Genomic DNA, 13,507 nt, shown 5'->3' on the forward strand with positions numbered 1-13,507 from the left:
TGCACAACCTTTCATTTGTCATTTTACTAACTTTTTAATTCAACCAACGGGTTTACTTATCGAGTTTTCGGGATTTTATCGACTTGACACGAGAACGGCGCCAAGGAAAAATCCCCCCCCCCTCGCGATTTGACGAGGAAAGAGGATTCTCTCTGTCGCAAAAATAATAAAAAGATTTTATCCTAATTAATTTTTCGCAAAAAAATCATCAGCAATTACGCTCTAAATGCATAAAAAAGTCTTGCAAAATGCGCATTTTAAGAACAGATTCGCACTTCAGACCGACGGCGAAATCGGGCAGAGCGACCGCTTCGAAACTGCTCCGCCAAACCAAAAACAAGGATGGAATAAAATATACTATATATAAATATGATCTCTTTCCAGATGAGCGGACGAACCATTTCGGAAACAGTCGCCTCGCGCTCCAGTTCTCCGCTTTGAAAAAGATGACGGATGCGCTTCGAAACAGCAGGTATCTCCGTCCCGAAATCGGCGAAACGGTTCTCCCCGCCCCACCGTATCCCGGCAACCCAGTCCGCCCCGGACCGCCAACCCGAACCCTGCCCCGCTAATCAGGGTCCCGCCTCGTCAATCCGAAACCCGTCCCTGCGCCCCGCGGCTTCCCTGCCCGGCATCCGGCTGATTGTCCGGCCTTTTCCGCGTATGCGGCCCGACGGCTCTGGTACGCAAATTGCTCCGAGAGGAAGAAATTCCTCATACCATGAACAACTTTTCCTCACTGATCGAAAATTCGAAACAGGCCGTCCGCTACTGGTGGCTGCTGTTGATCATCGGCATCGCGCTCTTCGCGGTCGGCGTGCTGATTTTCGTCTACCCTGCCCAGAGCTACCTGGGCATGTCGCTTGTCTTCGGATGGCTGATGCTGATTTCGGGCATCCTGGAGGTCGTGCTCTCCTCGGCCAACAAACACTTCATCACGGGCCGCGGCTGGATGATGGCCGGAGGGATCATCGAGATCATCCTCGGCATCATCCTGATCTTCAACGTCGGGCTTTCGGCCGCCACGCTGCCCATCTTCCTCGGGTTCTGGCTGATGATGCGCGGTTTCAGCGCCATCGGACTGGGCGGCGACATGAGCGCCCTGGAGATCGCCGGTTCGGGCTGGACCATCTTCACGGGCGTGCTGCTGCTGCTCTGCTCGCTGTGGATTCTGTTCCAGCCGCTGGTCATCGGCACGACGGCCGTCATCGTCTGGGTCGGCATCACGCTGCTCCTGGCCGGCATCACGGCCTTCTCGCTGGCCCTCCAGCTCCGCAACGCCCAGCACTGCCTCCACAGCGACCGCTGACACGTCCGGCGACGAAAAAACCGGGACGCTCCCTCGTGGGAGCGTCCCGGTTTTCATCTCTCCGGCGGCATCTATTCGAAATCCTCCCGGAACAACCCGTATTTGCGGATCAGACGGGAGATTTCGGGATCGAGATTGCCGCGGAACTTCAGGTTCTCGCGCAGTTCCACCGAGCGCAGGAAATAGGTCACGGCCTGCTCCTCGTCGCCCAGACGCGACGCAAGGATGGCCAGCATGTACTGGATGTCGGGCGTCGAAGCGGCGTCCGGCTCGGCGCGCAGAATGCGGTACGCCGCGGCATCGTACCCCAGCGACATGTAGGCCAGCGCCGTATTGCGGTCCTCGTAGGGACGCAGGATCGTGAGCGCCTCCTCATACCGCCGCTTTTTGAGCAGCTCCACGGCGTGCATGTACTCGGCATCGACCTCGGTCGTGTAGACCGTATCCTGCTTCATGCCGCGGCGGTGGAGGTTGAACCGGAAATCCACAGCGCGCATCTGCGGGTAGATCACCCGGCGCATACGCTCGTAAGCCTTGGGATATTTCATCCGGATACGCCATTCGCGGGTGTCGGGATTGCCCTCCCACTTCATCATGGCCAGCACCTCCTGCTTGTCGGCGATCAGCGTGTCGGCAGCTACCAGCCGGTAGAGTTCGTCCCAGTCCTCGGCCAGCCACTTCGTGCGCAGCAGGTTCGGCAGGTCGGGAAGCTGCTCCCCGGCAGACCTGTCGAGCACCTGCCGTCCGTTCTCGTCGAGCGTATAGCTGCCCGACACCCGAAGCGAGTCGTACAGCGTGCGGAACTCCGACACGAGCACCCGGCGCAGCGCCTCGGCGCGTTCGCGGGCCAGCCGCTCGTTGACCTGCCAGGTTCCCTCGGGCGAAGCCGTGGCGCGGAGCGTGATGCTGTCGATGATGTAGACCGGATCGGTCATCAGGCCGCGCGTCAGCGAACGCACGGCGGCGATCTGACGGCGATTTGCGGTCAGCGTGTCCACAAGGGTCGATTTGCCCGACGGGAAGGTGAAGAAGAAGCGCGCGTTGGCCTCGGCGTCGCGCAGCACGATGCGCTGCATGTAGCGCGTCGTTTCGTCGAGGAACGTGGTCATCGAGGCCACGTTGTAGGTCAGCGTGTCCGACCGGGTGATCCGGTGCGTGCGGCCGCTCCGGTCCTCGACCTCCCCGGCCAGACAGAGATAGAGTTTCGACGTGTTTTCGTCGGCCTGCACCTGCTCGGTGTAATAATAGTCGATCCGCCCGTCGGGCCGGCAGATCACCGTGTCGAGCCGTGCGTCGGCATAATAGGGATGGCGCACCAGGCGCGCGAAAGCCGCAGGACTGTTCACGGCCCGCTCGTAATTGCGCCGCAGCTCTCCTTCGCGCAGCATGCCGCGCCGCACCTCCGCCGTATCGAGGGCGTTCAGCGCCGCCAGACGGTCGGCGGCATACTCCTTGCGGATGCGGTAATTCTCACGGGCGGCGCTGTCTCCGGTTTCGCGCAGCAGCCCTTCGACCTCCGGACGGCGCAGCCCCGTGTAGGCGAGCCGCCGGCCCGCCAGCGTGCGTATCCCGGCATCGTCGGCCGTATAGACCTCGCCGTAAACGCGCCCCGGATTCTCCGTCAGCGAACGGATGTAAGCCTCGCGTTCACGACCCCCGTCGACCGGGTATTCGCCCTGCACGCGGGTGTAGATCCCGCCGCCGGGCAGCACGTCGTCGCCCGTATAGGCATGCCGGTAACGCGGCGCAAAATAGTCGTTCAGATGGTCGAACTTGTCGCTGGCATCCGGCGTGTAGGAGGTCCGTTCCCGCACCTTGCGGTCGGTCGCCGTGACGTAGCGGCGCAGCCGGGCATACTGCCGGCGACGCTCCCCGCGCGTCGTCCATCCCACCTGCCTGTCGAACATCGCCTCCTCGGGCGTCATCCGTTCCAGACGGGCTTCGGCGTCGGCATACTTCGTCCGCTGCTCCGCCACGCGGTCCATATAGCGGGCATAGGCTCTCTTGTCGCCGAACCGCTCGAAGTAATCCGCGCTGTCGACGATCCGTCCGAGATAGTCGTCGTAACGCGCATATTCGCGCCGCTGCATCGTCCTAAAGCGGTCGCCGCTGTAAACCAGCGGATCGAACGCCAGCGTGTCCGCCCCCTTGAGCAGCTGCGGATCGACGACCAGCTGCCAGTTCCGGGCCTGCAATTCCTGCGGGACCGACACGACGAACTCGACGTTGATCTTGCCGTTGCGCTCCACCAGATTGCGGCGGTTCGAGGCCGAAATGACCACCTCGTCGATGGCCACCGACATCATCTTCTCGCCCGACAGCGAATCGACGTCCACGGGCGTAATGAAAAGCTCCGTGCCGTCCTGCTTGCGGTAGGTAATGATCTTCTGGGTGCGGGCCGTATCGGCGGCCTGCGCCACGGGGTTCTGTGCCGACCGGGCCGGGAGGTGCACTCCCACTTCGGGATCGCTCTTGGCCAGTTTGCGGATATTTCCGCACCCGGTCAGGAATGCGCCCGCGGCAAGAACGGCCGCCGCATACCCCATCCATTCGCGCTGTTTCATCATCCGGGCAGGCATTTACTTGCGGGAAACGTCCACCGCACCGTTCACATCGACCGTAAAGACCCGCCTGACGCCGCCGGGCGAGGTCTGAACCATGCGCAGCACCAGCGTGGCGCCGGCCATCCAGCTCTCGTAGGGCACCTTCATCTCGTAACGGAACACCTGATCGGTCTTTTTATCGGCATTGATCGTCATATAGGGCTGCCGCTCGGCCCAGTAGGCGCCGGAAAGACGGCGGCGGCGCTCCTGCATGTGCTGCTGATAGCGGCCGTTGATGAGGATGTGGGGAAAGAGTTTCACCGACTTGCGGTCGGGGGTGCTCAGCTCGGGCAGGATCGTCCAGCTCTGCGAGCGGGTCACGGCCTTGCGCGACACCGATATTTCCAGCACCATGTGCAGCTCGCCGCCGCGTTCGGCCAGCACCTTGCGCGTCACGGCGACATCGCCCACGATCTGGGCGCGGAGCGAAAGCGCCGCAACGAGAAATACGAAAAGGAAGCAGTATTTTTTCATGGGACGCATCGTTTATTTCTTGGAGTTGAACAGGTAGACGAACGTTACGCCGATCTCGGTGGGGATCGGCAGGAAACGCTTGGAGTCGACGTAGGAGCTGCGCTTCGGGCCGCTGACCGGCTCGGCATGGTAGCTCAGGCGGGCCAGTCCGGCGCCGGCCGAAAGTTCGAGGTTCCAGTGGGGGCTGACGTAAAACTGGTAACCGATGCTGATGCCTGCGCCGACGAACGAACCTTTGTAATAGTTGGTCTGCAACCCCTTGAATACCTTGTCGCCGATGAACGGAAGCTTGAAGCCGCCGACCTCGAACTTGCCGCCGATGGCGTGTACCCCGAAAAAGAGGCGCGTATACTTCTCGGTCACCCAGTAACGGTACTCGGGGCGGATGAACCAATGCTGGATCTTATTGTCCGAACCGATGGTCCAGGGGTTGTAGTTGGCCGAGAATCCCAGCGTGGAATGCTTCCCGACGGCCACCTCGGCCCCGACATTCGGAGTCGCGGCAGCCCAGTAAAGCAGATTGGTCTTCACAGCCACCTGCTGCGCCGACGCTCCGGCCCAGCAGCACACGGCCAAAAGAAGCGCCGGAAGGATCTTCTTATTCATATTCATAGACACACAAATTGATTCGTGTTTGCACATGTCCGAACCGGCCCAAAAGTCTGTTCCCGTCGCCATTTCAGACAATTAACGGTGCAAAACTGGACATAAAACACAAAAATACACGTATCATATATAACACACCGAACCTTAAAACACCGAAACGCCCAGGCCCGGAACCGCGGCGTCCGGGCACCTGCACGCGGTTTATTTGGCTTTTCGGCGGAAAATCAGTAATTTTCGCACCTAAAACGCCCTGACGATGTTGAAATTAACGATTGCAGCACTTGCGGCCATGCTGCTGACCGCATGCGGAAGTCCGGAAAAACGGACCGAAAAGCAACAGGAAAAAACGATTTTGTGCGGCGGCTATACCGGGCAGCGGCCTCTCGAAGCGTCCGATCGCGAACTGTTCCGCCGGGCGACGACCGGCATGACCGGCGTAAGCTACACCCCGGAGAGCGTCGCCACGCAGGTCGTGGCGGGAACCAACTACCGCTTCATCTGCACGGCGAAAACCACGACGCCCGGCCTCGAAACCTACGAGGCCGAAATCATCGTCTTCCAGCCGCTGCCGGGGCAGGGCGAGGCGAAAATCGCGAAGATCACGCGGTTGTAGCCCCTCCGGCAGCTCTCTGCAAATACTCCTGCAGGATGAGCGCATGGTTCTCCGCCGCATTTTTCGAGGCGTAGAGTAGCGTCACCGTGTCCACACCTTCGATTCCGCGGACGAACTCCCGCACGGCCTGCGACGCACGCAGCTCGTCGGTGTACCGGCGGCGGAACTCCTCCCAGCGGTCCCCGGGGTCGGCGTGATACCAGCTGCGCAGTCCGGCCGAAGGCGCAAGGTCCCTGGCCCAGACGTCGCAATGCAGGGCGTCTCTGCGTACGCCCCGCGGCCAGAGCCTGTCGACCAGCACGCGGCAGCCGTCGTCCGGCGCCGGCGCTTCGTAAACCCGTTTGATCCGTATCCGTGTCATGGGATTATTCCAAAAAAGGTGAAAAGTTCGATCTGACTCTCTTCCGGGGCTCTCAAACGAACGGCCCGCACTCCCCAACCGGGTATGTCGGACGGGCGATCGACAAACCCGACACCCTTTGCGGCAAGGGCTTCACAGGCATAAAAACGGAAACACTTGCCGTAGTCCCAGACCCGCAAGCTTGCGTTACTCAATTTCATAGTCGGTCAATTTTAGAGACGAGGAACAAAAAGCGGGCCTGAAAGCCCTAAAATGAAGGGCGCCTCCCGGCGCCCTTCCCCATCAAAAATTAACCCTTAAAAATTATCCCCTTTTCGGAAGACTTCCGAGAGATAGTGGTGCAGATAACATAAATCAGCGTCACCTTGTATCACTTCCCGCATCATCAAGTCTTCGTCCTCGGAGATGCCGTTGTCTGAAACCTCGTTTTTGTCGATATCCTCCATAGGCTTTGGTTTTAACTTGCTTGCATTTATATAACGCAACCCATTCGGGAATATTGTGCGGGGTCAGCTCAAGATCAGATTTTTTTCTTTGATCATCCGCCGCAGGTTGATCAGCGCATAGCGCATGCGCCCCAGCGCCGTGTTGATGCTCACGTCGGTCTGTTCGGCGATCTCCTTGAAGCTCAAGCCCGAGAAGTAACGCATGATCACCACCTCGCGCTGCTCGGAGGGCAGCAGTTCGACCAGCGCGCGCACGTCGCGTTCGATCTGCTCGCAGACCATCGAATCCTCAACCGTACGCTCGGCCAGCTTCAGCGTCCCGAGCACGTCGTAGCCGGCTTCGGTCTCGCTCACGGATTTGTTCTGCCGCTGTGCGCGGAAGTGGTCGATCACCTGGTTGTGCGCGATGCGCAGAATCCACGAAAGGAACTTTCCGTTATCGGTATAACGGCCTTCGTCGATCACACGGACGGCTTTGATAAACGTCTCCTGGAAAATGTCATCGGCCACATCACGGTCCTTGACCATCATGTGGATGTAGTCTTTCACCCTGCGGCTATGGCGTTCGATGAGTTTGGATATGGCACTACGGTCACCTGAAAGGTAGTGATTAAGCAATACCTGGTCACTTAATACTTGCACGTTCATACTCTTGTCTCCTAATTAGTTACTAAGAGTAGATTTCTTTCCCGATAGGCGATCCTTTTTTAGTTGTCTGATGTCGTTACAATTCCTTGTTCGGGCCTTGAAAACATCGGAATTTTCGGAGGCTTTACGTTGACAAGATAAGCACTTTTTCCGAAAATACCAAATTTTTCTACTCCGCCGGCAATATTCCGGCACATTTTTTCCGCCCAAAACAAACAAAATCCGTGCCAGAAACATCCCGTATGCGGACAAAATGAAGGCCCGCGCCTCCGGCGAACCGGCAAAAGCGGCCGATGAGATTCCGCCCGGCCGCGCCCCGCTATTTCAGCGGCTCCACATGAATGGCGATCATCGTGCCCTCGCCGAAGCGGGCGCGCAGGCGGCGTTCGATGTCGACCGTCAGGGCGTGGGAGCGCGCCACGGTCATCGCCCCGTCCATGCGGACGTGCACTTCGACGGCAATCGCGGCCCCGATGCGGCGGGTCCGCAGGTTGTGCGGCTGACACACCTCGGGATCGGCCGTCACGATGCGCAGAATCTCCTCCTCCACATCGGCCGGAAGCGAACGCTCCAGCAGCTCGTTCAGCCCCGTGCGGACCAGATCGAAGGCCACCTTGAAGATGAACACCGCCACGACGAGCGCCGCGATGGGGTCGGCGATACGCCACTTCTGGCCCAGAAAATAGGCGCAGGCGATGCCGACGAGCGTCCCCAGCGACGACAGGGCGTCGCTGCGGTGGTGCCAGGCATTGGCCACGACGCTCGGGCTGTCGACCGCACGGCCTTCACGGACGGTGTAGCGGTAGAGAATCTCCTTGACGACGATCGACACCCCAGCCGCCACGAGGGCCACCAGCCCCGGCCGGGGCAGCAGTCCGCCGTCGACCACGATGCGGATGTCGCGGATGCTGCCGGCGAGAATCCCGGCCCCCACGATCCCCAGCGCGAGGCTTATGATGATCGTGGCGAGGGTTTCGTACTTCCCGTGGCCGTAATCGTGGCCGTCGTCCCGGGGCTTGGCGGAAATCCGCGCGAAGGCGATCACCACCACATCCGTCGCCAGGTCGGAGAACGAATGGACGGCATCGGCCACCATCGCTCCGCTCCGCCCGACGATTCCGGCGGCAAGTTTCAGCACAGACAGCACCAGGTTGACCACGAACCCCACAAAGGTCACGCGGTAGATTTTACGTTTCCGGATTTCCGCTTCGCTGGACATAGGCTCAAAAGATTGAAATTCAAAAATACGCTTTTTTTTCGATTATCACGAAACTGAATTTAACCGAAATGCGGCTCCAAGCTATTTTTGATTTCAGAGGAGCAGGTTTGCGCTTAACCGAAGTGCGGCGCAGATGGGTAGTACTTCGGTACGTCCCATTTGCGCCACACGAGAGCAAGTGCAAAAATGCCCTATAAAATCGAAAATCAATAGCTGCGGGCGAACAGCACCCGACGATGCGACGGCCTGCCGGAGAAGACGCAGACACCCTCTTCGTCGACTGCATCGACCGGAATGCAGCGGATCGTGGCCTTCGTGGCCTCCTTGATCGCCACCTCGGTCTCCACCGTGCCGTCCCAGTGCGCCGAAAGGAAGCCCCCCTTCTCGTCGAGCACCCGCTTGAACTCCTCCCACGTGTCGACCTTCGTAATCATCGACTCGCGGTAGGCGAGCGCCTTTTTATAGATGTTTTCCTGAATCTCGGCCATCAGCCCCTCGATACGTTCCACAAGCCCTTCCTGCGAAACGGTCTGCTTCTCAAGCGTGTCGCGGCGCACCAGCTCGATCGTGCCGTTCTCCAGATCGCGTCCGCCCATGGCCAGCCGCACGGGCACGCCCTTGAGTTCGTACTCGGCGAACTTGAATCCCGGACGCACGTTGTCCCGGTCGTCGATCTTCACGCTGATGCCTTTGTCGCGCAGCTCTGCGGCAATCGCCCCGAAGCGGGCGCAGATCTCGGCGAGCTGCTCGGGGGTCTTGTAGATCGGCACCATCACCACCTGGATCGGGGCGAGTTTTGGAGGCAGGACCAGACCGTTGTTGTCCGAATGGGCCATGATCAGCGCACCCATCAGACGGGTCGAGACGCCCCACGAGGTCGCCCACACGTATTCGAGCTTGCCCTCCTTGTTGACGTACTGCACGTCGAACGCCTTGGCGAAGTTCTGGCCCAGGAAGTGCGACGTACCGCTTTGCAGCGCTTTGCCGTCCTGCATCAGCGCCTCGATGGTGAGCGTGTCCTCGGCACCCGCGAAACGCTCGTTGGGCGACTTGTGGCCCACGACCACGGGCAGCGACATCCACTCCTCGGCGAATTTCTGGTAAACGCGGATCATCTTTTCGGCCTCCTCGACAGCCTCTTCGCGCGTGGCGTGCGCCGTGTGGCCCTCCTGCCACAGGAACTCGGCCGTACGCAGGAACAGGCGCGTGCGCATCTCCCAGCGCACGACGTTGGCCCACTGGTTGCAGAGGATCGGCAGGTCGCGGTAGGACTGAATCCAGTTCTTATAGGTGTTCCAGATGATCGTCTCCGACGTCGGGCGCACGATCAGCTCCTCTTCGAGCTTGGCGTCGGGATCGACCACGACGCCCTTGCCCTCGGGATCGTTCTTCAGACGGTAGTGCGTCACCACGGCGCACTCCTTGGCAAATCCCTCGACATGGTGGGCCTCCTTCGAGAAGAAGGATTTGGGGATGAAGAGCGGGAAATAGGCGTTCTGGTGTCCCGTATCCTTGAACATCTTGTCCAGCGCAGCCTGCATCTTCTCCCAGATGGCGTAGCCGTAGGGTTTGATGACCATACATCCGCGGACGGCGGAGTTCTCCGCAAGTCCCGCCTTCACGACCAGGTCGTTATACCACTGCGAGTAGTTCTCGTCGGACTTCGTGAGATCTTTCAGTTCCTTTGCCATATCTCTAAATCTTTAATTTTGCGTTTTATCCGGCAAAATTAAAGATTTTAATTAAAAATTAAGAATTAAAATCAAGAATTATGGATACCATCTGAAAAAAGCTCCCTTTGCAGAGAGCTTTTCTGAAAATCGCCGACAGATCAGAAGCGGAATCCGAGCGTCAGCGCCACGTTGTGACGGTTGATGTCGGTCGAATAGAGGGCGCTCTCGGTGTACCCGACCTTGTCCTCGGCATAGAACAGGTAGTAGTCCGACAGTTTCGACGACACGTACTGATAGGCCAGGTCGAGCAGCACGCCCCGGGACAGGACGAATCCCACGCCTGCGCCGTAATAGGTCGTCTGCTTGATGACGGGCGATGCCGGCGGAAACTCATCGTCCCGGACCATCGAACCGCTGTAACCGAAGCCCGCACGCAGCGACAGCACCGGCAGGGGTTTGAACTCGGCGCCCACACGCACGATGTTCGAAGCCTTGAAATTCTGGCGGAACGAATCGTTGTACCACGACTGCGAATCCAGCCCCGAGGGGTTGTCCTTGATGCGGATTCCGTTGTACCAGTCGCGCTCGTAGTCGACCGAAATCACGCCCCGCTCGCCGAACGTGTACGACGCGCCGAACATCAGCCGCGTCGGCGAGACGAACGACCAGCCGTTGGGGCCGTCGTCGACCAGCAGCGGCGAGGTCATGTTGGGATCGTTCGCCGTGGAAATGTATCCATTCTTGTCGGGCGTCACGTTCGGATCGGTATCGTTGTTGGCATAGGCCAGTCCGGCCGCCGCGCTCTGGAATTTCCGGTCGAGCGAATAGTAGGTCGGAGTGTGGATCGCCGCGCCGAGACGCAAGTTCGCCGTCGGACGATAGACGATGCCCGCCTTGAAGTTGACGCCCGTGCCGTCCACGATCACGCTCTGGTTGAGTTTCCAGCGCAGCAGCTGATAGTCCAGCCCGGAATTTCCGAAATCGGGCGTGTTCTGGCTCGGCGTATCGTAGAAATACTCCTCGACATAGTCGATGTACTTGCGCTGGTAGACGCTCTGGATGCCCAGCGACGCACCGATGTAGATTTTATTGTTGATATTGGCGCCCACCGACAGCACATACTCGCCGATCGAGCCTTTGCTCCGCAGCATCGTGTAGTGGTCGACGCCCGCATTGTTCCCGACCCATGTCGGTTTCCACGTCCCGGGATCGTCGGGATCGGTCTGGTCGATCAGAAACCCGCGGTAAGCCAGCATCGCATTCCAATACTGGGGATCGTTCGGCCAAACCCAGTCGCCCGAACCGCCGTTCGTATAAAATTTGTTTTTCGAGACGCCGTCCCACTTCAGCTGACGGGCATAGGCGTCGCCGATGGTCGCGCCCTGGTTCTGCCGCACGAACCCATAGTCGTAGTTGAAATCGGCGATGCGGTTGTAGCCGAAGCCGACATTGAGGCTGATGAGCGAGCGCGAACCCTCATAAGCGTTGATCACGACACCGATGTTGGCCATCGAAAAGCGGTCGCGCGAATTGCGCCCGTACTCCGGGGCGTTGCCCTTGCTGCGCGCGAAGGACATCATCGGCGTGATCGAAATGTCGCCGTGGCGGTACATGCCCAGACCCGCCGGGTTGATCGACATCGACGAGAGGTCGGCGCCCAGCGAGGTGAAAGCCCCCGCCATGGCCATGGCGCGCGCCGTGCCGAAGTTGAACTGCGTCTGCGAGAGTTCGATCATATCGGTCGGCATCAGCAGGTCCTTGTCCATCAGAAGTCCGCCCCATTGCTGAGCCGAAGCCCCGGCCGCCGTCGCGGCGGCCGCAAGCGTGATTATCAGTCGTTTCATAGTCGTTTGCACATTAAGAAAGTCAACCGTTAACGTCCGCCGGAGTTCCGGTAGCTGCCTCCCGAAGAGGTCGTACCCGACCCGCCGCGCGAACCTCCGCCGTAACTGCCGCCCGACGAAGGCGAACTGCCGCGGTTGTAGGACGACGAACTGCCGCTGTTATAGCTGTTGCCCCGGTCGTAGGTGTTGCCGCCGGAGTTGCGGTAGCCGTTATCGTTGTATCGGCTGCCGCCGCGCGACGAGCTGCCCGAATTATAGCGTCCGCCGAACGAGTTCCGCCCGCCGCTGTTGTCGCGCACGCCGAAGGTGTTCCGGCCGCCGCTGCTGCCGCCGCGCATCGACCCGGTCGATTTCGAGCCGGAACGCGATCCCACGCCGTAGCGGGTTCCCGAAGGCGACGTGTAGGGATTGGGCCGGCGCACGATGTTCGAATGATAAGGCCGTCCGTGCCAGCCCGGCCCCCATCCGGGACCATGATGATGCCCGTGCCATCCGGGACCCCAGCCCCAGCCCGGTCCGTACCAGGGGTCGTACCACGAACTGTACCACGGTCCCCAACCGGGTCCGTACCAGGGATTGTGCCACGAGTTCCACCCGAAGCTCCAGCCCCAGCTGCCGAACGAGAAGCTCGGACCCCAGGGCCTGTTCCACCCGTAGTACCACGGATCGGAGTAGATCACCGTGCCCCACGATCCAAACATCGAGGTGATGTACTTGGGTTCCACCCACACCTGGTCGCCCATGACCACGATGTTGTAAAACGCCGGGTCGTAGGCCGACACGTAGTTGAAGGCCGAACCGTAGCGGGCATTGATGTAGCTCGATGGCATCTTGTAGGTCGGCGACTCGAATCCGCGCAGGCGGCGCGCGTAAGCGCTTTCATAGTCGTCGGCCAACACGCTCTCGTAAGGATTTGCGTCCGCAGAGCGGTATTCGTAATAGCTATTCTCCGCGGCAGCGGCCTTCGCTTCGGCGATCCGCGCCTCCCATTCGGCCCTGCGGGCTTCGGCGGCAGCGCGCTGCGCCTCGGCCTCGGCCTGCTTCCTGCGGGAGATCTCCGCGCGGTCATGCACGGCGTAGAGATCGTCGGAAGCATACCCCGCCGAGGCGTAGTAAGCCGACGAGCAGCTTGCGAGGCCTGCGGACAGGATGACGGTTCCGAATAAAATTTTCAACTTTTTCATAGCGCACGTAATGTTTGCGTTAGTTCTTCAGATACCAAACGAAAACCGTACCGGTTTTAGTATCGTTCATCTTTATAAACGGCCGCGCACGGAAAATACTGCATGCGCGAAGCGGGTCCGTCCGTTTGCAAAGATACGAACCGGCGAAAGCAAAAGCAAACTTGCCTGCATTTTGCCGGGCGGGCGTATCTTCGACGAAGTCAAAGGTACGAATAATTCCGGAAAAGCGGCAGAAACAGGGCCTCCGGAGGCGTTTTTTCAACCAAATGTGATTTTTTCCGCACGAAAATGTGCGAAAATAAAAAATATGTCTATATTTGCAGTCCCAAAACAACGGTTTTGGGTCGGGAGAACGGGGCAAGTCCTCCTCCCGCGACCGAAAAGGAGAGGTGCCGGAGTGGTCGATCGGGCCGCACTCGAAATGCGGTGTACGGGCAACTGTACCGGGGGTTCGAATCCCTCTCTCTCCGCAATAAAGGGTGTAAATCAAGCATTTGCGAGATTTACACCCTTTTTTACACCCAAGA

General features: G+C 59.5%; 13 protein-coding genes and 1 tRNA gene. 3 read left to right on the forward strand and 11 right to left on the reverse strand.

The genetic code is table 11. The features are described from left to right. Nucleotides 1-721 precede the first annotated feature (721 nt). Nucleotides 722-1,309, forward strand: coding sequence for an HdeD family acid-resistance protein (locus tag DWW03_RS14420; protein ID WP_118406931.1), 588 nt, complete (start codon nucleotides 722-724; stop codon nucleotides 1,307-1,309). Nucleotides 1,310-1,380: 71 nt separating this feature from the next. Here DWW03_RS14420 and DWW03_RS14425 read toward each other — a convergent pair whose 3' ends face one another. Genes DWW03_RS14425 through DWW03_RS14435 form a run of 3 tightly spaced genes read right to left on the reverse strand, consistent with a single transcriptional unit; the run spans nucleotide 1,381 to nucleotide 4,992 of the window. Then, entirely contained in the window at nucleotides 1,381-3,876 is a 2,496-nt protein-coding gene (locus DWW03_RS14425) for a hypothetical protein (protein WP_147344326.1), read from the reverse strand. A 12-nt stretch (nucleotides 3,877-3,888) separates the two neighbouring features. After that, a complete protein-coding gene (locus DWW03_RS14430; protein ID WP_161988216.1) occupies nucleotides 3,889-4,386 on the reverse strand; it encodes a DUF3868 domain-containing protein in 498 nt (165 codons plus the stop codon). Between the two features lie 12 nt (nucleotides 4,387-4,398). Continuing rightward, on the reverse strand, nucleotides 4,399-4,992 hold the full coding sequence (locus tag DWW03_RS14435; RefSeq protein WP_044054779.1) for a DUF3575 domain-containing protein: 594 nt from the start codon (nucleotides 4,990-4,992) through the stop codon (nucleotides 4,399-4,401). 256 nt (nucleotides 4,993-5,248) lie between these two features. Here DWW03_RS14435 and DWW03_RS14440 point away from each other — a divergent pair, with 256 nt between their 5' ends. Next, the gene (locus tag DWW03_RS14440) at nucleotides 5,249-5,605 is read left to right on the forward strand and encodes a hypothetical protein (RefSeq protein ID WP_022061555.1); all 357 of its coding nucleotides are present in this window, start codon (nucleotides 5,249-5,251) and stop codon (nucleotides 5,603-5,605) included. Here DWW03_RS14440 and DWW03_RS14445 read toward each other — a convergent pair. From DWW03_RS14445 to DWW03_RS14475, 8 genes are all read right to left on the reverse strand, one after another. Next, nucleotides 5,592-5,966: a DUF488 domain-containing protein gene (locus DWW03_RS14445; protein WP_015547129.1), complete on the reverse strand. Its 375-nt coding sequence runs from the start codon at nucleotides 5,964-5,966 to the stop codon at nucleotides 5,592-5,594. The two genes, DWW03_RS14440 and DWW03_RS14445, sit on opposite strands and share 14 nt — an antisense overlap. After that, nucleotides 5,963-6,166, reverse strand: a complete 204-nt coding sequence (locus tag DWW03_RS14450) for a VOC family protein (protein ID WP_015547128.1) — start codon at nucleotides 6,164-6,166, stop codon at nucleotides 5,963-5,965. Before DWW03_RS14450 ends, DWW03_RS14445 begins: the two co-directional genes overlap by 4 nt. A gap of 96 nt (nucleotides 6,167-6,262) precedes the next feature. Then, nucleotides 6,263-6,412 carry a hypothetical protein gene (locus DWW03_RS16695; protein WP_015547127.1) on the reverse strand — a complete coding sequence of 50 codons (150 nt, stop codon included), beginning with the start codon at nucleotides 6,410-6,412 and terminating at the stop codon, nucleotides 6,263-6,265. 63 nt (nucleotides 6,413-6,475) lie between these two features. After that, nucleotides 6,476-7,060: an RNA polymerase sigma factor gene (locus DWW03_RS14455; protein WP_022061554.1), complete on the reverse strand. Its 585-nt coding sequence runs from the start codon at nucleotides 7,058-7,060 to the stop codon at nucleotides 6,476-6,478. Between the two features lie 319 nt (nucleotides 7,061-7,379). After that, nucleotides 7,380-8,279 (reverse strand): cation diffusion facilitator family transporter, encoded by a 900-nt coding sequence (locus DWW03_RS14460; protein ID WP_015547126.1) that lies wholly within the window; start codon nucleotides 8,277-8,279, stop codon nucleotides 7,380-7,382. Nucleotides 8,280-8,485: 206 nt separating this feature from the next. Then, on the reverse strand, nucleotides 8,486-9,970 hold the full coding sequence (gene proS, locus DWW03_RS14465; RefSeq protein ID WP_022061553.1) for a proline--tRNA ligase: 1,485 nt from the start codon (nucleotides 9,968-9,970) through the stop codon (nucleotides 8,486-8,488). Between the two features lie 140 nt (nucleotides 9,971-10,110). Beyond that, entirely contained in the window at nucleotides 10,111-11,796 is a 1,686-nt protein-coding gene (locus tag DWW03_RS14470) for an OmpP1/FadL family transporter (RefSeq protein ID WP_022061552.1), read from the reverse strand. 29 nt (nucleotides 11,797-11,825) lie between these two features. Continuing rightward, nucleotides 11,826-12,980, reverse strand: a complete 1,155-nt coding sequence (locus DWW03_RS14475; RefSeq protein WP_118406934.1) for a hypothetical protein — start codon at nucleotides 12,978-12,980, stop codon at nucleotides 11,826-11,828. A gap of 383 nt (nucleotides 12,981-13,363) precedes the next feature. Here DWW03_RS14475 and DWW03_RS14485 point away from each other — a divergent pair. After that, nucleotides 13,364-13,450, forward strand: a tRNA-Ser gene (locus DWW03_RS14485). The last annotated feature ends 57 nt before the right edge of the window (nucleotides 13,451-13,507 follow it).

The sequence above is a fragment of the Alistipes sp. AF14-19 genome, assembly GCF_003461645.1.
Lineage (GTDB): Bacteria > Bacteroidota > Bacteroidia > Bacteroidales > Rikenellaceae > Alistipes > Alistipes shahii.